The following is a 21,318-nucleotide window of genomic DNA, read 5'->3' as shown; positions in this document are numbered from 1 at the left end:
GGCGGTAGCATAGCCCTATGTACAAAATTTTTCGATGAAATGGGCGGGCAAGATGCCCACCCTACATAACTAACTCTTGACTTAACTCCTCTTCCAACTGTTCCAATAAACTATTGACATCTTTACCGACTTGTTCGTAACAGACAGGTGGTGAGGTTGCGGGTTGAAAATGAATTAACTTAATTTGCTCTTTGCCAATTCCTATCATCAGAACTTCGACTTCAGGATTGTAATGCTCTACAATTCCCATAACTTCCTGAAGCCTGTTTTCAACGCTACTATTTAGTTTTTCTACAGCTTCTTTGGGACAATAAACAAAATGTGGCGTTGGTTGTAGATCTATGCCTATAGTGCCTTGGTCGTTACCATTTTCTAACCACAAACCCCAAGACAGCGCTGCTAATTCTTGTTGATGTGTTTTCACAAAGCTATCTAACTGACGCCGCCACTTGTTATCTGTTGTTTCGGGTTGGGTATTACCAAAGAACATAATTAATTTGGGATTTTGGATAAGAAGAATCTCACGCAAAAACGCAAAGCGTCTCTCTAGGAGTCTTTACGTCTTTGCGCGATCCCTATTTTAGACCAGATTGTACGCGCCAAAGACTTGCGTAAACTCCGTTTTGGTTGAGGAGTTGTTCGTGAGTTCCTAATTCTACAAATTGTCCGTATTCCATGACATAAATGCAATCGGCGTTGCGAATCGTAGAAAGACGGTGCGCGATCGCAATTGTTGTTCTATTGACGGTAATATGTTCTAAGGAGCGTTGAATTGCCGCTTCTGTCTCATTATCGACGGCTGAGGTAGCCTCGTCTAAAATCAGAATGGGTGGATTTTTTAAGACAGCACGTGCGATCGCAATTCGCTGTCGTTGTCCGCCAGATAACTTTTGACCCCTTTCGCCGACAATTGTTTTGTATCCTTGAGGTAACTGCATAATAAAATCATGTGCTTCAGCCACCTTAGCTGCCTTGATTATTTCATGCTCTTTTGCTTCAAATCTACCGTAAGATATATTTTCTGCAACAGTTCCATGAAATAAAAAGACGTCCTGACTGACTAAACCAATACAACGGCGTAAATCCCGCAATTTTAAATCTTGGATATTGATGCCATCTAGGGTAATTTGTCCCGATTGGACTTCATATAAGCGTAATAAAAGTTTAATTAGGGTACTTTTACCCGATCCAGTAGAACCAACAATGGCAATTGTTTTACCCGCCGGAATATGCAAAGATAAATTCTCAACGACAGGTAACCTATTCTTATAACTAAACGTCACCTCTTTTAATGCCAACTCACCACGTACTTTATCGATAGGTAACGCGATGTCTCCTGTAGGAATGGCGATAGGAGTATCCAACAAATCCATCACTCGATTTGTAGAAGCCATCGCCCGTTGGTATTGGTCAAAAGTTTCACCCAATCTTGTGAGGGGCCAAAGCAAGCGCTGAATTAAGAAAACGAGGACACTATAAGTACCAACAGACATTTTGCCATTGACAGCAGCAATACCACCAAACAACAGCAATGCCGTGAACCCACCTAAAATCAACATCCGAATCAAGGGAATAAATGCCGCAGATAGCTTGATGGCTTTATTATTACTGCGACGATATGCCTCACTTTCCTCTGCCAACCGTGAAATTTCGTAATCTTCGGAGGTAAAACTTTTAATAGTCGTGATGCCACCTAAATTATTTGCCAGACGAGAATTAAGCAGCCCTACCTTTTCCCGGACAGCCGCATAACGAGGTGCAAGCAAATCCTGATACGCAAAAGAACCCCAGAGAATAAAAGGTATTGGTAGCATTGACATCCAGGCAACACTAGGAGTCAAAATAAAGAAAGCACTACCAATAATCACAACGGTAGTGACAACTTGGAGAATATCATTTGCTCCCACATCCAAAAAACGTTCCAGTTGATTGATATCATCGCTAAGTATGGACATCAAACCACCTGTACTGCGTTCTTCAAAATATGCCAGTTCCAACTCTTGCAAATGTTTGTAAGCATCTAGACGGAGATCGTGCTGGATATCTTGCGCTAAATTGCGCCAGAGTCTGGCATAAGCGTATTCAAAAACAGATTCCAGTATCCAGACAATAACAGTCAAAAATGAAAGAATTAAGAATTGCCAAAAGATATCTTTCACACCCAACTGAGCAATGATAGAATCTTGCTGCTTTACCACCACATCCACTGCGATGCCAATTAACCCTGGTGGTGCTAAGTCAAAAAGCTTATTGAGGATCGAACAACCTGTCGCCAGCCAAATTTGTTTGCGATATCGATGTCCGTAATTCAGCAATCGCTTAAGGGGATGGGTTGAAGACGCTTGCCTTCTCGATTTTTGATAAGACCTAAGTATCTTAGCCACTGTCGTAAGTAGATGCTTGGATCTGAATAGTAGCACGACGATTGGGCATTGGGCATTGGGCATTGGGCATCGGGGATTGGGCAGAAGGATAAAAAGTTGTACTAGTTTTGAGTGTTTTACACTCGATCTGAGAGCTTCTACTTAGTATTGTTTGCTAAGGTTAAGACAGTTCAAATGTAAAGCTTTTCCATCCAAAACTCAAAATCGGTTAATCCAAAATCCAAATCCAAAATCTAAAATCCAAAATCGGTTAATCCAAAATTTGAAGGAGAGAAGGAATTGAAAAATCAGCAGTTTGCAAATTGGCAAATCACAGTTTTGGGAATTGTAGCGGCGATACTTGTCGCTTTAAGCTTAAATTCCTTCATTATTATCAACCCCGGACAAGCAGGGGTACTGAGTATTTTGGGTAAAGCTAAAGATGGAGTTTTGATAGAAGGTATCCACCTCATACCACCTTTTATTTCAGTAGTGGATGTGTATGATTTAACAGTACAAAAGTTTGAGGTTCCTGCAGAGAGTTCGACAAAGGATTTGCAAACTTTAACAGCAAGATTTGCAATTAACTTTCGCATCGACCCCATCCAGGTTGTTCAAATTAGAAGGAAACAAGGGACACTAGAAAATATTGTTACCAAAATTATTGCCCCACAAACACAAGAATCCTTCAAAATTGCAGCTGCCAGAAGAACAGTAGAAGAAGCTATTACTAAAAGGAGTGAATTAAAAGAAGACTTTGACGCAGCCTTGGGGCAACGCTTAGATAAATATGGAATAATAGTACTGGATACTAGTGTAGTAGACTTAACGTTTTCTCCAGAGTTTGCTAGAGCAGTAGAAGAAAAACAAATTGCCGAACAAAGAGCACAAAGAGCAGTTTATGTAGCACAAGAAGCTGAACAAGAAGCACAAGCAGATATCAATCGTGCTAAGGGTAAAGCAGAAGCCCAAAGACTATTAGCCGAAACGTTGAAAGCTCAAGGGGGACAGTTAGTTTTGCAGAAAGAAGCTATTGAAGCTTGGAAAAGTGGCGGTGCTCAAATGCCAAAAGTTCTGGTTATGGATAGCGATTCTAAGAGTAGCGCGCCATTTCTTTTTAACTTAGGCAATACAGTGACTAGCGATCGGTAATCAGTGACCAGTGACCAGTGACCAGTAACCAGTGACCAATGACGAATAACACATCAAGGATCATAAATTCATATATGACCAATCGACAACAAAACAATTTGAACATTCAAGAAGCTAAAAAAATTCTTAATAAATTTAACTGCGTAGACATTGCCCCCAATCTCAAATCATCAGAAAAGGCTGCAGTCCGTGAAGCGTTAATTTTATTTGCAAATCTTTCTGACTATCAAATTTTAGGTATCTGTGCTGATACTGCTGAAGAAGGAATGTTGGCAATGAAAACTTATTCCCATGCCTTTGGTTATGAAGCACCTAGCGATCTACCTATGATGGAGGGTCCAGTCTACATCAAATTAAATGGGAAAAATGGCTTGTGCTACCTTGATTCTTACTCAGGACATCATCGTGGTGTACTTGTTAGCTGTCAATCTTATTCTCAGGGAGGAGTTAATGAAATGTTTGGGCATTTACCTCTTGATTTGTTTGTTTAGTTATTAGTTAGTTACCTGTTGTTCGTGCTGCTTGTATTCAAAAGATGGGCATTGCTCTCCTTTTTAATACAATGCAAAAAAACTGTAGAACCAGAGCAACAGGCATTACTTCAGAGTCAGTTAAAATGTAAACTTGGTTAAGCTTGTAGTTCTTGAATTGTTTGTTGGTTTTGATTCCTCTTTTCTTGATGAGATGATATTAATTCATCTTTAGTAATTGGTGTTCTTCTTAAAGTATCTAAAGGAACTAAAAACTCACCTGCTTGGATTTTTATCTCCAATGCATCAAATACTGCCAGCACATCTAAAAAACTAGCCCCCTCGTAATCTTTATCTTCATAAAGCTTAATTTGTTCCTCTGTTAGTCCTGCTAAGTCAGCTAGTTCCTTTTGACTAAGTTTAGCTGCCATACGTGCTTTAATTAGGATCTGAGGTAGATGATTAATCTCATTAATTTTTAGGACAATTGGTTTCAAATAATCGTGATTAACGAGGGCTTCATATTCAGCAATTTTTTCCTTTAACTCATCAACTTGGCTCTGGTATGAATCTCTATGCAACTTCCAGCGTGTAAGGTCTGCTTTTAAAGTATCATTATTATCTAGTTCGGCTACAGATTGTTCAAATCGCTGTAACCATTCCTTTGTATTGCGTAACTGTTGGTCATTTTTAATCATCATGGTTCCCACCTCACTAAATCTATAGCGATAATCCCTTTACGTGTATTCGTTCTTGTATCAAATTGAAAAAAATCTATATAAACCATACCCGATTCATTAGCAGGATAATTCGAGGAAAAAATTTCACCTCTATACTTAACTTTCTGTTCGACACGCATAACTGTAAAATTATATAAAGTAGGCGCTATAAATTTTAGATAGCTAACATTAACTCCATTATCTTCCCAGCATGCATCAAAATCTCCAGGATTTTGTTTACTGGTAACAAAACTACCATCTATATAAATAGTAGGACACTCAGCTTCTTTGAGTTGCTCCATTGCTTTTTTTAGTCCATCTATCAATTTCAACCGACGCGGTGTAGTACCAAATCGTTCGACAAACTCCTCCCACTCACAGAAATGAATGCCTAGTGGCAAATTACCATTTTCGTCAAACTCCGGAATCATTAACTCACACCTTAGCACATATCATAATTACTCCTTCTCTAAGTAACTTTAATTTCAAGGCAAAGTCAACAATGTATTTAAGCATTTCCCCTTAGATTAGTGTGTTTAGTTGGAGGTAAGTGGTTATTTGCTTGCTACAATAAATCTTAACCAAACTCAAAAGAGGTATTGATAACATTATCATTCGGAAGAGCAATCAACCGTCTGCGTTCATCTGTAGTTCCCGGATTTCTCAATGTACCAACCACTGTACGGGCGCAAAGCCTTGCGCCCCTACTAACAACTAACCACTAACCAAATATTATGAGTATTATCACACTACAATCAGTTAAAAAAGATTTTGGTATCAAAGAAATTCTCAAAGAGGCAAGTTTTAGCCTAGATGCAAATGATAAAGTCGGATTAATTGGAACCAATGGTTCTGGAAAATCCACATTGTTAAAAATGATTGCCGGATTAGAACCGATTGATAGCGGTCAAATTCTAGCCAATTCTGGTGCTAAAATCATATATCTACCCCAACAACCAGAAGTCGATGAAAACCACACAGTTTTAGAGCAAGTTTTTGCTGACAGTGGCGAACAAATGACTTTAGTGCGGGAGTATGAAGAACTTTCCGATAAATTAGCCCATACACCAGAAAATAAACAGTTGCTATCGCGTTTATCTTCCGTCATGCAGCGGATGGACTCAATTAATGCTTGGGAACTGGAAACAAATGCTAAAATCATTCTTTCACAATTAGGCATCACAGACTTTAATGCTCTTGTTGGCACTTTATCTGGTGGTTATCGCAAACGAATCGCTTTGGCTACGGCTTTGCTGTCAGAACCTGATTTGTTGCTCATGGATGAACCGACAAACCATTTAGACGCCAATTCTGTAGAGTGGTTGCAAAGTTACTTAAATCGTTATCGTGGCGCACTCTTACTGATAACTCACGATCGCTACTTTTTGGATAAAGTCACCAATCGGATTATTGAAATTGACCGAGGAGACATTTACACCTACGCAGGTAACTACTCCTACTACTTAGAAAAGAAGGCATTAGCGGAAGACTCTGCTGTTAGCAGCCAACGAAAACATCAAGGTGTCTTGCGGCGTGAATTGGAATGGTTAAAACGGGGACCCAAAGCCCGCAGTACGAAACAAAAAGCCAGAATTGACCGCATTCAGGCAATGAGGGAAACAGAGTTTAAACAAGTTCAAGGTAAAGTTGATATTTCTACAGTAAGTCGTCGTATCGGCAAAAAAGTTATTGAAATTAATAACGTATCTAAGGCTTATAATGAAAGAACATTAATCAAAGATTTTACCTACGAATTTAGCCCGGAAGACCGAGTTGGTATCATTGGTAGTAATGGTGCGGGTAAATCCACTTTACTAAACATCATTACGGGACGCAGTACTCCAGATTCCGGGCTTGTAGACATCGGTTCTACCATTCACATTGGTTATTTCGATCAACATTCTGAAGAATTGCTATCGGCATTGAACGAAAATCAGCGCGTGATTGACTACATTAAAGAAGAAGGAGAATTTGTCAGTATAGCGGATGGCACGAGAATTACTGCCTCCCAAATGCTAGAGCGCTTTTTGTTTCCAGGTAACCAACAATATGCTCCCATTCACAAACTTTCTGGAGGAGAAAAACAACGGTTATTTCTGCTACGTATTTTGATGGGTGCGCCCAATGTCCTAATATTAGATGAACCGACGAACGATTTGGACGTTCAGACTTTGGCAGTACTGGAAGATTATCTAGAGGATTTTTCTGGTTGTGCGATCGTTGTCTCTCACGATCGCTATTTTCTAGATAGGACAGTAGACACTATATTGGCTTTTGAAGAAGGTGGAAATATTCGACAGTATCCAGGCAATTACTCGGTTTATTTAGATTATAAGAAAGCAGAAGAAGAACAGCTGCAACAAAGCGCTCCTACCAAAGAGAAAGTCAAAAATGAGACATTAGATGCAAAGTCTCACTCTCAAGAGAATGGAACAGCGAAAAAGCGAGGATTATCCAATTGGGAGAAGCGCGAATTTGAACAATTAGAAGGGAAAATTGCTCAGCTAGAAACTCAAAAAACAGAAGCGGAAAAAGCACTGACAAAAGTTCCTCCTGGTAACTACAGCCAAGTGCAGAAACTCTACGAACAAGTAGAAACTTTAAAGCAAGCAATTGATACAGCAACTGAACGATGGTTGGAATTGGCTGAAAGGGAGTCTTAGTTAATTGCTAATTGCTAATTGTGAATTGAAGATTAAGCTCAGAATTGTTTAACTTGCACAATCTTAATCAACCTAATTCTTGTGGTACGGGCGTCCTCGCCCGTACCACAAGAGCATAGTTGGGTTCGTAACATAATTGGTTCGTAGTAGCGCTGTCTTCGCGTGCATCTCAACTACAAATCGAAGCTAAAAATTTTACACTTCGTTACAAAATCAAAATTTCTCTTCCCGCCCAATCCATAACATAAAATAATATTAGACCTAAAAGATTCGCGAGCAATGCGACTAGAGGAATTGGTTAAAGGGGCAATAGTCAGAGGCATTTTACTCAATCAAGCGGTTACAGTTGTTGACATAAAATGGTTTGGCTCTGATGTTATAGAATTAACATACAAAGACACCAGTGGTCGTCCGGGAAATGAGTTATTGTATCGCGATCGCGAAACCACACTGGAAAGCGTTACTCAAGACCGTCCTTGGAGTTTTAACGCCGATAGCTCGTTATTACGTCTGGTTTCAGAAGCACACCGCATTCGTTTAGCACACCTTTTTGACCCCCTACTAGCAGTACACACATCCCTAGTCGAACCCCTTCCCCATCAAATTACGGCAGTTTATGGGGAAATGCTCGCTCGCCAACCCTTGCGGTTTCTACTGGCTGACGATCCCGGTGCAGGGAAAACGATTATGGCGGGATTGCTGATGGCAGAACTTTCTGTCCGAGGTGACTTACACCGCTGTCTTGTAGTTTGTCCGGGCAGTCTCGCTGCTCAGTGGCAAGATGAATTATACCAGCGCTTTCACCTCCCGTTTGAAATCCTCACCAACGATCGCATTGAAGCCGCCCGTACAGGCAATGCTTTGGCAGAAATGCCTCTAGTCATTGCACGTCTAGATAAATTGAGCCGTGACGATGACCTACTTGCGAAACTAGCCCAAACTGATTGGGATTTGGTGATTTGCGATGAAGCACACAAAATGTCTGCCTCCTTTTTTGGCGGTGATATTAAAGAAACAAAGCGCTACAAGCTAGGTAAGTTGCTTTCCAGTATTACCCGGCATTTCTTGCTCATGACTGCTACACCTCACAACGGTAAGGAAGAAGACTTTCAACTCTTCATGGCGTTGTTAGATGGCGATCGCTTTGAGGGTAGATTCCGAGATGGAGTTCACGTTTGCGACACCTCCGACTTGATGCGGCGGTTGGTCAAAGAAGATTTGTTGAAATTTGATGGCACTCCTCTATTTCCCGAACGCTGCGCTTCTACTGTCGATTACGAACTTTCCGACTTAGAAGCGGTGCTTTACAAACAGGTTACCGAGTATGTTCGCGAAGAGTTTAACCGTGCTGATGCCCTTGACAATCAAGGACGCAAAGGAACTGTAGGCTTTGCTTTGACGATTTTACAGCGCCGCTTGGCATCTTCTCCAGAAGCTATCTATCAGTCACTGCGACGGCGACGGGAACGGTTACAAAAACGCTTGCGAGAAGAAGAATTACTCAAACGAGGCAATGATGCCCGAATTGATATATTCGGAGTCGTAATTGAAGATGTAGAGGAATTTGAAGAAGATAGCCCCAGTGATGAACGAGAAGCAACAGAAGAAGAAGTGGTTGACCAAGCTTCTGCTGCAAGAACCATTGCTGAACTCAAAGTAGAGATTGCTCAGTTACAGCAATTAGAGCAGCTTGCCTTAAAAGTTCGTCGTGGAGGTACGGATAGAAAGTGGGAGGAACTTTCCCAGATTCTACAAAATGAAGCAGAACTGTTTGATGCCAAGGGTCACCGCCGCAAACTCGTCATATTTACCGAACATCGCGATACGTTAAATTACTTAACACAGCAGATTAGTACCCTCTTGGGAAACCCCGAAGCTATAGCAACAATTCACGGGGGGATGGGGCGAGAAGAAAGGCGAAAATCCCAAGAAGCATTTACCCAAGATCCTGACGTACAAGTATTGATTGCGACAGATGCTGCTGGAGAAGGCATTAACCTGCAACGAGCGCACCTTATGGTGAATTACGATTTGCCCTGGAACCCCAACCGCTTGGAACAGCGTTTTGGTCGCATTCACCGTATTGGGCAAACTGAAGTTTGTCACCTGTGGAATTTGGTTGCGAAGGAAACTCGTGAAGGTGATGTCTACTTAGCACTGTTGAAAAAGCTGGAAGTCGAGCAGGATGCCTTGGGAGGTAAAGTTTTTGATGTTCTGGGCAAAGCCATTGACGGCGTGCAACTGCGGGAACTTTTGATTGAGGCAATTCGCTATGGTGATTCTCTGGAAGTGAAAGAGCGACTCACCAAAGTTGTTGCCGATTGCTTAGATCGTCAGCGCTTGCAACAGTTATTAGAAGAAAAAGCTCTAGCACGGGATGCAATGGATATTTCTAAGGTACGGCAAATTCGAGAAGAAATGGAACGAGCCGAAGCCAGAAAATTGCAACCGCATTTCGTTGCTTCGTTTTTCTTGGAAGCTTTTCAAAAGTTAGGCGGAACAGTCAGGGAACGGGAATCTCACCGTTATGAAATTACTTATGTTCCAGCCATAATTCGCAACCGAGGACGGGTTGTAGGGACTAGAGAAGCAATTCTCACCCGTTACGAGAGGATTTGTTTTGACAAGCAACTGATTAGCGTTTCCGGTAAACCACTAGCTGCCTTGGTTTGTCCCGGACATCCTTTGTTAGATGCTACTATCGACCTAATTCTCGAACGCCACAGAGATGTTCTGAAACAGGGTAGTATCTTAGTCGATGAAAACGATCCGGGCGAACAAGTTCGTGCTTTAGTTTATTTAGAACATTCTATACAAGATGCTCGGACAGATGTAACGGGGAATCGTCGAGTCGTATCGCGACGGATGCAGTATGTAGAAATCGATCCAACTGGACAAGCACGGAATGCGGGTTATGCACCTTACTTAAACTATCAAGCACTCCCAGAAGAAATGCAACCACTGCTAGAGCCAATATTAGAACAAACTTGGTTGCGAAAAGATATTGAAGCTCAAGCAGCAAGTTATGCAATCGCTCATATTGTTCCCCAACATTTACAGGAAGTAAAGCATCACAAAGAGGAATTGATAGACAAGACAATGGCGGCGGTAAAAGACCGATTGATTAAGGAAATTAATTATTGGGATCGCCGTGCAGAAGATTTGCAACTGCAAGAAATGGCAGGTAAGGCGAATGCTAAAATTAACTCAGCCAAAGCAAGAGCAAGAGCCGACGAGCTACAAGCACGATTGCAAAAGCGGATGGGAGAATTAGAGCAAGAAAGCCGTCTTTCCCCCCTACCTCCTGTTGTAGTAGGAGGTGCGTTAGTTGTATCGATAGGGTTACTGCAACGACTGCAAGGAAAGCGTCAAGCCACAGCCGATACCTTCGCCCAGGAAAAGCAGAGAGTAGAACAACTAGCAATGCAAGCAGTTTTGGATGCAGAAAAGCAGTTGGGTTACGAACCAAAAGATGTCAGTGCTGATAAGTGCGGCTATGATATAGAATCGCGTATTCCCAATACGGGAAAATTGCGATTTATTGAAGTTAAGGGACGGATAGAGGGATCTGATACAGTGACAGTCACCAAAAATGAAATTATCACTGCTCTGAATAAGCCAGATAATTTTATTTTGGCACTCGTGCAAGTACCTAAATCCAAGAAATTTACCGAAGGTGATGTGTGGAAAGTGAAAGAATCACAGGGAACTTATAAAGTGCGAGATAATGCCTGTGTTATTCACTACGTACAGCGTCCCTTTCAAAAAGAACCGGATTTTGGCGTCACGAGTGTAAACTACAATTGGAAAGAATTGTGGCAGCAGGGAAGCGAACCAAGTTAACATTTTTATATGCAATAGCGTCGGGAATTGAATCGCGAGGTTATTTCCAATGCGCTGTACTAGTATGTTCATATAGTTTAATTATTTAAATAGGTGAAGGTCAAGATAATTATGCTGACAACAGACATAGCACAGAAATTTAAGGAATTAGTAACTCTATGGGAATTAGAGGTGAATGGTTCATCATTTGTTGGAGAAAAAACAAACCATAAAGCATATCAGCAAATTATAGAAATGGGAGATGCAGTCATACCTTTGATACTGAAAGAACTTGAGACAAGACCAAATCATTGGTTTGCAGCACTAAGATCCCTTACTGGTGAAAACCCTGTAAAACCAGAACAGCGTGGAAAAATCAAACAAATGGCAGCCGCTTGGTTGCAATGGGGAAAAGAACACGGATATAAATGGTAGGATGAAGTGTCAAGAATAGATTCTTGGATTGCAACTTATTGTCCAAACTTATCTCCTGGTTCTTATCAAATTACCAGTCCTGCAACGTCAGATTACAATTGCATTGCTTGGGGCGCAGAGTCAGACGACTGCTGGTAGGACCCGACAGATCCAGATGCGTATTGGCTCAATGAAGTACCAAGGGAATTAACATTAGAGGCATTCATTATGCTCTATCAAACTTTTGGGTATACACGTTGCAACAGTTTTGAATTAGAGTCAGGATTTCAAAAAATTGCAATTTATACTAAGCCTTCAGGAGAGCTAGATGGTGTCCCAACTCATGTTGCTAGACAGTTACCAAATGGAAGATGGACTAGCAAACTAGCGGTTTGTGGTGCGGACACAGCAAGAACAAGAGAAAAAGCATAAGAATGCAAAAACTGAGGCAGAACGTGACAGTATTTCGCTCAAACCAGCAGATGGAACAATTAACCGCAAAGGTACAACTTGTATTTGCTGCGGCACTCCAGTACCTACCGACTATATCCGTACTGAAGGCAAAGTGGGGCAAATGAGTGCTCAGTTAATGGCAATTGTGGCAGAAGGTCAGCGTCAGCGAGTTTATTTATCTCCCAATCGGGAACACGCACAAATTGCATCCAAAGCAAAACCAGAATGGGAGCCGTTAACGGAATTACCAAAAAACCCTCGTTGGTTTTCTCCACCACTGTACGGCTTGAATCGCTATGCAGAAATATTTACACCACGTCAGCTTTCAGTACTAACTACGTTTAGTGATTTAGTCAGCGAAGTACAGGAGCGTATCAAACGCGATGTAGTGGCTAGTGGAATATCTGATAGTAGTTTACCATTGTGTCAGGGAGGAGTAGATGCACTCGCTTATGCTGATGCTACGGCGACTTATTTAGCTTTTGGAATAAGTAGGCTAATGGATTTGTCTTCAACGCTCTGTCCTTGGAGTAGCAATCCCGCACACGAATTAGTTGTACACATGTTTGCAAGACAAGCTATCCCAATGACATGGGACTTTGGAGAAATTAATCCATTTTGCCAAGCAGCAAGTTGGAGCAAATGTTTAGAATTTGTACCTAAAGTATTAGATAAACTTGCTATTCAAGATCTGTCCACAAATAATCAATCAGTCTTGAAGGTTTATCAAAAAGATGCCACAGCTAAATGGGAGATGGATACGGTAAAATTTTGTATATCAACAGACCCACCCTATTATGACGCTATCGGCTATGCTGACTTGTCAGATTTTTTTTATGTTTGGCTGCGTCGTTCACTAGGCAAAGTCTACACCAATCTTTTTAGCACTGTAGTAACTCCTAAATCAGAAGAATTAATAGCAACGCCTTATCGATTTGATGGAAACAAAAAAAAAGCTCAAGTATTCTTTGAGGAAGGCTTGGGTAAAGCTTTTGCCTCCATGAATGGTGCTTCTTGTGCTGAGTACCCGCTCACTGTTTTTTATGCCTTTAAGCAATCAGAGGCTGATGAAAATTCAAAAGGCAGTAAGAGTAGTTTTTCCATTGCGTCTACTGGATGGGAAACTATGCTAGAAGGATTACTTAGTGCTGGTTTCTCTGTCACTGGCACTTGGCCTATGCGAACCGAACGACCAACTGGTATTAAGGCCAAAATTAATGCTCTTGCTACTTCAATAGTCCTTGTCTGTCGCCCACGCCCAGAAAATGCCCCCTCTACTACCCGTCGCCAATTCCTTAACGAACTTAAACGCGAACTCCCCGAAGCCCTCAAAAATCTACAACAAGGTAATATCGCTCCCGTTGACTTAGCTCAAGCTAGCATTGGTCCTGGTATGGCGATTTTCTCCCGTTACTCTAAAGTCCTTGATGCTGACGGTGTTCCTATGCGCGTGCGTACCGCCTTGCAACTTATCAACCAAATGCTCGACGAATACCTCACCGAACAAGAAGGGGAATTTGACGCCGATACTCGCTATGCTCTGACTTGGTTTGAACAACACCAATACAACGAAGGATTGTATGGAGATGCAGAAACTCTCTCCAAAGCCAAAAACACTAGCGTACAAGGACTGGTGAATGGGGGAATTCTCACAGCAAAAAGCGGTAAAGTGAGACTCCTACGCCGTGAAGAACTACCAAAAAACTGGAACCCGGCTACCGACTCTCGTATTTCTGATTGGGAAATAACTCAATACCTTATCTATACTCTAGACCAAAAAGGGGAGATGGCATCTGCTGCTATGTTAGCTCAGTTAGGCAGTCGCGGTGAAACAGCACGAGATTTGGCTTATCGCTTGTATAGTATCTGCGATCGCAAAGGATGGACGCAAGAAGCCATTGGTTACAACAGCATAGTGATCTCTTGGTCAGAAATTTCACGCCTTGCTGTAGAAACAAAACAAGAACCAGTTCAAGGACAGTTATTTTAGTAACTTATTTCATTTGAATAGGTAGACATAATGTCATTTTATGAATTGATAGAAAAAATTCAAAAAAGACCTGCTTTATATCTAGGAAAAAAATCAATTAGCCATTTACAAATTTTTTTAGATGGATATACGTTTGCTCGCCGAGAATTAGCTATTGCTCAAACACAAGAAGAGCAGGAATTTGAAGAATTTCAAGAGTGGATAGAGCAGCGCTTTAACCAGCATTCAACTCAATCATGGTCACGTATCATTCTTTTCTATTCTGAAGACGAGATCGACGCTTTAAATCGTTTCTTTGAATTATTTACAGAATTTCTCAAGGTGAAAAGACAATTCGATAAAGAACAAGCACCGTATACCAAGAAGTAGTTTCCTCATGTACTTAATTATTTACAAGAATGGTATGCTATTTATATCAGTAATTAGCTGCTTTTTATTAACGAATGATTCCAGATTTTGATGAGAATGGTAATTTACCACCAGGCGTATATTTTTGTGATTGGAGCGAGTTTAAAGAAAATTTTGGTTATACACCCGCACGTGCAAGAATGATTCGCGGAATGGAAGCAGCAATGACTGATTTAAAAGACGCTGGGTGTCGAAATTTTTTTATAAATGGTTCCTTCGTAACAAGCGAACCAAATCCAAACGATTTTGATGCATGTTGGGAACCAGATGCTGTTGATATGGACTATTTGAGACAAAATCACCCAACTTTATTAAATTTTACAAACAAACGAGCTGCCCAAAAGGCTAAGTATAAAGGTGAATTATTTCGCACTGACCAGATTGTTAATGACGAAGGCACAACATCTCTAGATTTCTTCCTACTCGACAGACAGAATAATAGAAAAGGTATTATAGCAATAGACCTGTTAAGGTGGGAACCATGATTAAAAACGAGCTAGAGTATAACGTTACCAAGAATTGGGCAGAGGGAATGAGTCGAGCAATCACCATGTTAGAGCAAGACGACCATAAGAAAAAAAATCAACCAGACGATTGGCAGATTCAATATGATGGGGTCACCTCTCAACGCGAAGACCTACAAGAACAAATAGCAGAATACGAAGCATTAATCGCTCATAATCCCAACGAACCTATTACGCTCCAAGTGGAGTGCATGAATAAAATATCTCAATTATTAATTAAAGCCAGAATAGCTTTTAAAATTACCCAAAAAGAACTTGCTGCACTATGCGATCGCACCGAAGAACAAATTAAATCTTTTGAAGATCGAGACTATCAAAATGCATCATTCCTAGATTTTTTAGCTGTTAGAGATGCATTAGGTGTAGAAATTATTAATGATAAATTTATTGCCAAAATGGACGATTTTTACCTGGAGCATCTAGCTGCAATGCGACAAACAGAAAATCTCAAGGAAGAAGTCAAAGCAGTGTTATAGCTCCTATGTACAAGCTGTAATCAAACATTAGTATCAACTAGATAACTCATAACTGGCTATCTTCTCTTCAATCGTATATGCTCTCACGGCTAATATCCTCATCTGAAAGCATAGGTGCTTTTGCAAGAGAAGGACTTCTACCGAGTCGATCGAGCATACTCGTCCAATTTTCTGGAGCTACTCTTTTTTCCACCTTGCTGGTTAGTTTTTCTTCAATTAGGGACTCAAGATAAGTTTCTATAGAAACCCCTTGAGCATTGGCTTGGATAATGAGACGTGCTTCAACTTCCGGTTTCAATTTAAGTGAAATATTCATTTAAACCTCAACTCTTATCAATACACATAAAATTTGCTGTTTTGTAAGTGAGAAAATATACTATAATTATAGGCTACAACTCAAGCTAGATCGCGGAGGCTAAGCCTACAACATGATTGTAATGAGTAGTATAAAAAACTATGGCTATTAGTAACCGCGAACGAGTTGGCAGAGCCTTGGAGTTACTACAAGAGGGTTTGTATCCCTTTGTAGAACGAGAAATGCGGGGAAGTTATGGAGATAAGTGGATAGTTGCGGCTACCCCGTTTGTTTCAGAAGACCGCACCCTGCGCCGCACTGTCGCTCAAATCCTCAAGCAGGATGTCTCAGAACTGATGAAAGTGATGTGGAATCAGTGGCGTGAGGTCTTCAAAAAAACTTTGGGCAATTCAGAGAAGAACTTAGTGGGCGAGTTAATGGTCACTCGCAATGGTTGGGCGCACAATGATGCTTTCTCTACAGATGATACCTATCGCGCTCTGGACAGTATCACTCGACTCCTGAGTGCTATCTCCGCCCCTGAATCTGATGCTGTTGAAAAACAAAAACAAGAACTTCTCCGCATCCGCTTTGAAGAACAAGCTCGTCGTGAAACTCGTAAAGCTGCTGTTACAGCCATAGAAACTAATCCTGGAGGCGGTCTTAAACCCTGGCGGGAAATCGTAACTCCTCATCCTGATGTTGCTTCTGGTCGCTACCAACAAGCGGAATTTGCTGCTGACCTTTGGCAGGTTTACTTAGATGAAGGTTCTGATGAATACCGCTTGCCTACAGAATTTTTCCGTCGTACTTACCTAACAGAAGGGCTTAAACAATTACTCACCAACGGTTTAATGCGTCTTTCCGGTAAGGGAGGCGATCCCGTGATTGAACTGCAAACCAACTTTGGTGGTGGAAAAACCCACGCTATACTTGCCCTGTATCATTTGTTTTTCGGTGTTTCTGCTAGCGAATTACCGGGTTTGGAACCAGTGTTTGCGGCGGCGGGCGTTTCAGAACTCCCTACTGATGTCAAGACTGTTGTTTTGGTGGGTAATAAAATTTCTCCGGGTCAATTGCACCATAAAAAAGATGGTACTGTTGTTAGAACCTTGTGGGGTGAATTGGCTTGGCAACTAGGCGGGAAAGAAGGTTATGAAATGGTACGGGAAGCAGACGAAACTGCAACTAACCCCGGTGACAACCTCAAACAACTCTTTAATCGCTATGCTCCCTGTCTCATTCTTATTGATGAATGGGTATCTTATGCCCGTCAACTCCACGATATCCGCGACTTACCAGCAGGTAGTTTTGATACTCACTTCACCTTTGCTCAAACCCTGAGCGAATCAGCAAAAAATGCCGATCGCACCCTGTTAGTGGTCAGCATTCCTTCCTCTGATATCGAAATAGGAGGCGATCGCGGTAAGGAAGCCCTCAACCGCCTCAAAAATGCCATTGGTCGGGTTGAGTCTCCTTGGCGTCCAGCAAGTGCTGAAGAAAGTTTTGAAATCGTCCGCCGTCGCTTGTTTCAACCGCTTACCGACGCCAATTTATTTGTGGCTCGTGATGCAGTGGTGCGGGCGTTTAGTGAAATGTATCGCAGCCAAGCTCAAGAATTCCCCTCAGAATGTCGAGAAGCTGACTACGAACGCCGTTTGCGAGAAGCTTATCCCATCCATCCCGAACTATTCGACCGCCTCTATAGTGATTGGTCTAGTCTGGACAAATTTCAGCGTACCAGAGGCGTACTGCGCTTAATGGCAAAGGTGATTCACTTTCTTTGGGAACAGAGCGATCGCAGCTTAATCGTTCTACCAGCTAACATACCAATGGCTGACGCTCAAGTCCAGTCAGAACTCACCCGTTACCTAGATGACTCCTGGGTTCCCGTTATTGAAAAAGACGTAGATGGAACAAACTCCCTCCCCGTTTTCCTAGACGGTCAAAATCCCAACTTGGGACGCTACTCTGCTTGTCGCCGCGTTACTCGCACCATTTATCTTGGTTCCGCCCCCACCTTACGAGCAGCGAATCGAGGATTAGAAGACCGTCGAATCAAACTTGGCTGCGTCCAACCAGGTGAAAGTCCAGCAACTTTTGGCGATGCTTTGCGCCGCCTCACCGACCAAGCAACTTATCTTTATGTAGACGGGAATCATCGCTATTGGATTTCCACTCAACCCAATGTTACCCGTACCGCCCAAGACCGAGCCAACCAAATTCAACAAGATGAAGACCGTGTTTGGTCAGAGATTATTCGTAGACTCAGAGAAGACCGTCAGCGCGGTGAATTTGCAGGAGTCCACATTGCGCCCAACTCCAGTGCTGATATTCCAGATGATGAGAATATGGGCGTGCGTTTAGTTGTCCTCAGTCCGCAATATCCCCACAGCAGCAAAGCTAAAGATAGCTCTGGTTATGAGAAAGTAGCAGAAATGCTCTCCACCAAAGGAGCCAGTCCCCGGTACTGCAAAAACTTGCTCCTGTTCCTCGCACCAGATAAAACCAAACTGGATGGCTTGGTGCAGTCTGTTTGTCAATTCTTAGCTTGGGATTCTATCGTCCAAGACAAAGAAAGCTTAGAACTTGGCGTTGCTCAAACCAATCAAGCAACACAAAAGCAAAAAGATGCCAACAAAACAGTCGATCTTTTACTACAAGAAACTTATCAGTGGCTCCTCGTTCCCACCCAACCCGACGCGCAAAACACAATTGTTTGGGAAGAAATTCGACTTCAAGGACAAGATTCTCCCATTTTGCGAGCAAGCCGCAGACTCGTTCACGAAGAATATCTTATCCCCAATTACTCCGCAGCACGCTTGCAACTCGAAGTTCTCGACCCCTTTATCTGGCGCAATAGCGATCGCATTGACTTAAAAACACTCTGGAAATATCTGACAAACTACCCCTATTTACCCCGCCTAAAAAACGAACAAGTGCTACTAAACGCTATCCAGGAAGGAGTTGCAGCACTGCTGTTATCAGAAAACTTTGCTTATGCGACAGGTTACGATGAAACCAAGCAGCGCTACTTGGGATTAAAAACAAACGAACACATTACAGCTACCATTAGCAGCCAAAGCTTTCTTGTAAAACCTGATGTTGCAGCCACCCAGAAGAATGCAGATGCAGCCGAACAAGAACGCCAACACCAAGAGACAACAACTCTTAGCAATGAAACTAAAGTCGATGTCAGTCACATAGCAACCAGTACAGTTTCTGAAATTAGTAGCAGTGACTCTACCGCAATTCAACCACAGAAAAAACTACGGCGTTTTTACGGCTCTGTCGATTTAGATCCCGTGCGAGTGACGCGAGATACAGGACTAGTAGCCAATGAGGTGTTGCAACATCTAGCCAGCTTAATCGGTGCAGACGTGCAAGTGACTCTCGAAATTCAAGTACAATTGCCCGATGGAGTACCAGAACACGTAATTCGTACAGTCAGTGAAAATTGTCGTACCCTCAAGTTCACAACTCACAACTTTGAAGAGGAATAAGTATCCACTAATAACTAATTGAGAAATGAACCACCCCACCGCATGGCGGATGGGGTTTCTAATTTACTGACCCGGTTCAGTGAGTCCTATAGTCGTACAACAAGACAAGCCTGCTGCCGTACCTTTACGTGATGGGAATTTTTTACCGAGGATTAAGCCTTTAAAAAAAGGGGGAATGCCCAAGCCCCTTGATTTATTGAGGGGTAGTGCAGGATATCCATTAATGGCATTCCCCCTTTTTTTCTTGCCCTGTGCGTGACCTATCCAAATATTGATTGTCTTGAGAATTTGACACACCCGAAAAGTAATTTTTGATGTATCAATTTTGGCCTTTCTCAAAATATTGGAAGCCCCATTGGCATCCGCGTTGATAATTGTGTTATTTCCTGTTTTGTATTCCCCGCGTTTTGTTCTTCTTCCAGAAGGCTTAAGATTCTTCTGTTCTTCGGTTTCTTGACCGTAAACGGGTAATTCATCACCGTCAAAAAATGACATTTTTGAGGTGTATGATTCTTCTACAACTACAAATTCTATACCAGATCTCTCACAGAGATACTTGAGTGTATCACGTAATGCGGTGAATGGAACCTGTACAAAATTTTGATTATTGACACGTCCGTTATCTATTTCATTCTTAATTCCTTGGTTCCAACCAAATACAATTTTACTTATTCCTGATTCTAAACATTTATTGATTATTGTCCGTGCAGATTTCTTGATAAAATCGCGGACTTGGTTATTCCTAGACTGCGTTGCCCTAGCTAAACTACCACTCCAGAAATTCTCATCCTTACCCTTTTTTAGCTTAGATACAGTCTTGTTATAAAACTGATTTATTGCCTTTAATGGTCGCCCATTTATGAGAAATCCTTCTTCACCTGTGTTCGGAATACAGGTAACAAAGTTGTTCAATCCGATGTCAATTCCTAAAACACTTGACTTATTTAATGTGGCAACAATTTCATTTTTCTTTCTGCATACCCAATGTAGATAAATCTCTCTATGCTTTGATGTAATCACTAGCTCAACGAGGTTAGAGGGGTCAATGTCATCGGGAACTCTGAATCTCAATCTCTCATTTAAACTTGTTCCCATGACATCTTCTTTGTGCTGCTTCTTGAACATAATGCCAGTAGAAACAGTAGCAAATATAATGCCATGCTCTTGTGATATATTGACTGATTGACTGGGATATGTCACTTCAAACATACCACCTTTTTGACGATAACCTGGTAATAATGGTTTCTTTGTCCCCTCTCTAAAATGTTTGTCTAAAAGCTGTTTGAATGATTTGAAATTCTCAGTTACCTTGTGACACACGGATTGTGCTGCTTGAGAATGCAGCATTTTGTAATGATAGTTTTCTTTGAAGTCAGTTTGTAAATCAATAGTTAGAGATTGAAAATTCAGAATTTTGTGTACAAAAAATCCTTGCCTCAGATTGAAGGTTAAAGTATTGTATAAACTGTTTGCGTGTGACAATATGTCTGATATTACAGCATACCCAAGATTGGACAATTTCAGATGCTGCACAACAGTTGAAATGTGAGTATTTTTATTCTTTTCTTTATCCTGCTCTTTTTGTTCCTTACTTTTGAATGACATATTTGAACCACCACCTTGCCGTTTTGTCGTTACCCTTTTATTCTGACATTCATGTAGACGTTGTGTAGATAGCTATGACCGGAGACCAAGCTCTGAAAAAAGGGGAATGCCCAAGCCCCTAGATTAATCGAGGGGTAGTGCAGGATATCCCGTAATGGCATTCCCCTTTTTTCTTTCGCAAAATTCGTGACCAAAAAAGGATTGAACTTACGGATATCTGAGCGGAGGCTGAATAAGCTAAGGTTATATGCCGCAAGCAAGGAGAAAACTATGACTCAATTGGTTGAAAATTGGATTGATAGATTGCCGAGCTTAGAGGTTGACAACCACTCGGACACCCATAAAGGGTGTACCTCGTAGTTGTCGCGCTATCCATCCCCACCGCATGGCGGATGGGGAATTCCGCGAATATGTTAAATAGTTAAAAATTTCCTGCCCTTTACAGAATGTACGGGCGAGGA

Annotated in this window: 16 protein-coding genes and 1 pseudogene; 11 read left to right on the top strand and 6 right to left on the bottom strand. The window is 41.7% G+C overall.

What is annotated here, in order from left to right; genetic code table 11:
* Positions 1-61: 61 nt before the first annotated feature.
* Positions 62-490: a beta-carboxysome assembly chaperone CcmS gene (gene ccmS, locus WA1_RS46840; RefSeq protein WP_017744985.1), complete on the bottom strand. Its 429-nt coding sequence runs from the start codon at positions 488-490 to the stop codon at positions 62-64.
* An 85-nt stretch (positions 491-575) separates the two neighbouring features.
* Complete coding sequence (locus WA1_RS46835; RefSeq protein ID WP_419183634.1) at positions 576-2,375, bottom strand: ABC transporter ATP-binding protein; 1,800 nt, start codon at positions 2,373-2,375, stop codon at positions 576-578.
* 288 nt (positions 2,376-2,663) lie between these two features.
* On the opposite strand from WA1_RS46835, the gene WA1_RS46830 reads away from it, so the two are divergent.
* Positions 2,664-3,515 carry a prohibitin family protein gene (locus WA1_RS46830; protein ID WP_017744983.1) on the top strand — a complete coding sequence of 284 codons (852 nt, stop codon included), beginning with the start codon at positions 2,664-2,666 and terminating at the stop codon, positions 3,513-3,515.
* Positions 3,516-3,589: 74 nt separating this feature from the next.
* A complete protein-coding gene (locus WA1_RS46825) occupies positions 3,590-4,006 on the top strand; it encodes a DUF1824 family protein (protein WP_017744982.1) in 417 nt (138 codons plus the stop codon).
* A 137-nt stretch (positions 4,007-4,143) separates the two neighbouring features.
* On the opposite strand, the gene WA1_RS46820 is transcribed toward WA1_RS46825, so the two are convergent.
* Together WA1_RS46820 and WA1_RS46815 are read right to left on the bottom strand one after the other, a co-directional pair.
* The gene (locus tag WA1_RS46820) at positions 4,144-4,686 is read right to left on the bottom strand and encodes a helix-turn-helix domain-containing protein (RefSeq protein ID WP_272819372.1); all 543 of its coding nucleotides are present in this window, start codon (positions 4,684-4,686) and stop codon (positions 4,144-4,146) included.
* Positions 4,683-5,135, bottom strand: coding sequence for a DUF6932 family protein (locus WA1_RS46815; RefSeq protein WP_017744980.1), 453 nt, complete (start codon positions 5,133-5,135; stop codon positions 4,683-4,685). The genes WA1_RS46820 and WA1_RS46815 overlap by 4 nt, the downstream gene beginning before the upstream one ends.
* Before the next feature lie 303 nt (positions 5,136-5,438).
* On the opposite strand from WA1_RS46815, the gene WA1_RS46810 reads away from it, so the two are divergent.
* The 8 genes and pseudogenes from WA1_RS46810 (at position 5,439) to WA1_RS46775 (ending at position 15,454) form a co-directional block, all read left to right on the top strand.
* Positions 5,439-7,367 carry an ABC-F family ATP-binding cassette domain-containing protein gene (locus WA1_RS46810; protein ID WP_017744979.1) on the top strand — a complete coding sequence of 643 codons (1,929 nt, stop codon included), beginning with the start codon at positions 5,439-5,441 and terminating at the stop codon, positions 7,365-7,367.
* 279 nt (positions 7,368-7,646) lie between these two features.
* Complete coding sequence (locus WA1_RS46805) at positions 7,647-11,210, top strand: helicase-related protein (RefSeq protein ID WP_017744978.1); 3,564 nt, start codon at positions 7,647-7,649, stop codon at positions 11,208-11,210.
* 111 nt (positions 11,211-11,321) lie between these two features.
* Positions 11,322-11,624 (top strand): hypothetical protein, encoded by a 303-nt coding sequence (locus WA1_RS46800; protein WP_017744977.1) that lies wholly within the window; start codon positions 11,322-11,324, stop codon positions 11,622-11,624.
* Positions 11,625-11,630: 6 nt separating this feature from the next.
* Positions 11,631-12,035: pseudogene (locus WA1_RS62030) on the top strand (DUF7689 domain-containing protein).
* Positions 11,998-14,046, top strand: coding sequence for a DUF1156 domain-containing protein (locus WA1_RS61030; protein ID WP_148662905.1), 2,049 nt, complete (start codon positions 11,998-12,000; stop codon positions 14,044-14,046). Before WA1_RS62030 ends, WA1_RS61030 begins: the two are co-directional and overlap by 38 nt.
* A 30-nt stretch (positions 14,047-14,076) precedes the next feature.
* On the top strand, positions 14,077-14,415 hold the full coding sequence (locus WA1_RS46785; protein ID WP_017744974.1) for a hypothetical protein: 339 nt from the start codon (positions 14,077-14,079) through the stop codon (positions 14,413-14,415).
* Positions 14,416-14,489: 74 nt separating this feature from the next.
* Positions 14,490-14,939 carry a DUF6932 family protein gene (locus WA1_RS46780; RefSeq protein ID WP_017744973.1) on the top strand — a complete coding sequence of 150 codons (450 nt, stop codon included), beginning with the start codon at positions 14,490-14,492 and terminating at the stop codon, positions 14,937-14,939.
* Positions 14,936-15,454 (top strand): hypothetical protein, encoded by a 519-nt coding sequence (locus WA1_RS46775; protein ID WP_017744972.1) that lies wholly within the window; start codon positions 14,936-14,938, stop codon positions 15,452-15,454. Before WA1_RS46780 ends, WA1_RS46775 begins: the two co-directional genes overlap by 4 nt.
* Before the next feature lie 67 nt (positions 15,455-15,521).
* On the opposite strand, the gene WA1_RS46770 is transcribed toward WA1_RS46775, so the two are convergent.
* Positions 15,522-15,770: a hypothetical protein gene (locus WA1_RS46770; RefSeq protein ID WP_017744971.1), complete on the bottom strand. Its 249-nt coding sequence runs from the start codon at positions 15,768-15,770 to the stop codon at positions 15,522-15,524.
* Positions 15,771-15,910: 140 nt separating this feature from the next.
* Here WA1_RS46770 and WA1_RS46765 point away from each other — a divergent pair, with 140 nt between their 5' ends.
* Complete coding sequence (locus WA1_RS46765) at positions 15,911-19,252, top strand: Swt1 family HEPN domain-containing protein (protein WP_017744970.1); 3,342 nt, start codon at positions 15,911-15,913, stop codon at positions 19,250-19,252.
* A 63-nt stretch (positions 19,253-19,315) separates the two neighbouring features.
* On the opposite strand, the gene WA1_RS46760 is transcribed toward WA1_RS46765, so the two are convergent.
* Positions 19,316-20,857, bottom strand: coding sequence for an RNA-guided endonuclease InsQ/TnpB family protein (locus WA1_RS46760; RefSeq protein WP_017750194.1), 1,542 nt, complete (start codon positions 20,855-20,857; stop codon positions 19,316-19,318).
* Positions 20,858-21,318 lie beyond the last annotated feature (461 nt).

This window comes from Scytonema hofmannii PCC 7110 (genome assembly GCF_000346485.2).
GTDB classification, from domain to species: domain Bacteria; phylum Cyanobacteriota; class Cyanobacteriia; order Cyanobacteriales; family Nostocaceae; genus Scytonema; species Scytonema hofmannii.
The sequence above is the reverse complement of the archived record's forward strand: the minus strand, read 5'-3'. Positions and strand labels throughout refer to the sequence as shown.

Coding starts and splice junctions, on each gene's coding strand:
- ccmS (WP_017744985.1), bottom strand. CDS start 490: ATGTTCTTTGGTAATACCCAACCCGAAACAACAGATAACAAGTGGCGG.
- WA1_RS46825 (WP_017744982.1), top strand. CDS start 3,590: ATGACCAATCGACAACAAAACAATTTGAACATTCAAGAAGCTAAAAAA.
- WA1_RS46820 (WP_272819372.1), bottom strand. CDS start 4,686: ATGATGATTAAAAATGACCAACAGTTACGCAATACAAAGGAATGGTTA.
- WA1_RS46815 (WP_017744980.1), bottom strand. CDS start 5,135: ATGATTCCGGAGTTTGACGAAAATGGTAATTTGCCACTAGGCATTCAT.
- WA1_RS46810 (WP_017744979.1), top strand. CDS start 5,439: ATGAGTATTATCACACTACAATCAGTTAAAAAAGATTTTGGTATCAAA.
- WA1_RS46805 (WP_017744978.1), top strand. CDS start 7,647: ATGCGACTAGAGGAATTGGTTAAAGGGGCAATAGTCAGAGGCATTTTA.
- WA1_RS46800 (WP_017744977.1), top strand. CDS start 11,322: ATGCTGACAACAGACATAGCACAGAAATTTAAGGAATTAGTAACTCTA.
- WA1_RS46785 (WP_017744974.1), top strand. CDS start 14,077: ATGTCATTTTATGAATTGATAGAAAAAATTCAAAAAAGACCTGCTTTA.
- WA1_RS46780 (WP_017744973.1), top strand. CDS start 14,490: ATGATTCCAGATTTTGATGAGAATGGTAATTTACCACCAGGCGTATAT.
- WA1_RS46775 (WP_017744972.1), top strand. CDS start 14,936: ATGATTAAAAACGAGCTAGAGTATAACGTTACCAAGAATTGGGCAGAG.
- WA1_RS46770 (WP_017744971.1), bottom strand. CDS start 15,770: ATGAATATTTCACTTAAATTGAAACCGGAAGTTGAAGCACGTCTCATT.
- WA1_RS46765 (WP_017744970.1), top strand. CDS start 15,911: ATGGCTATTAGTAACCGCGAACGAGTTGGCAGAGCCTTGGAGTTACTA.
- WA1_RS46760 (WP_017750194.1), bottom strand. CDS start 20,857: ATGTCATTCAAAAGTAAGGAACAAAAAGAGCAGGATAAAGAAAAGAAT.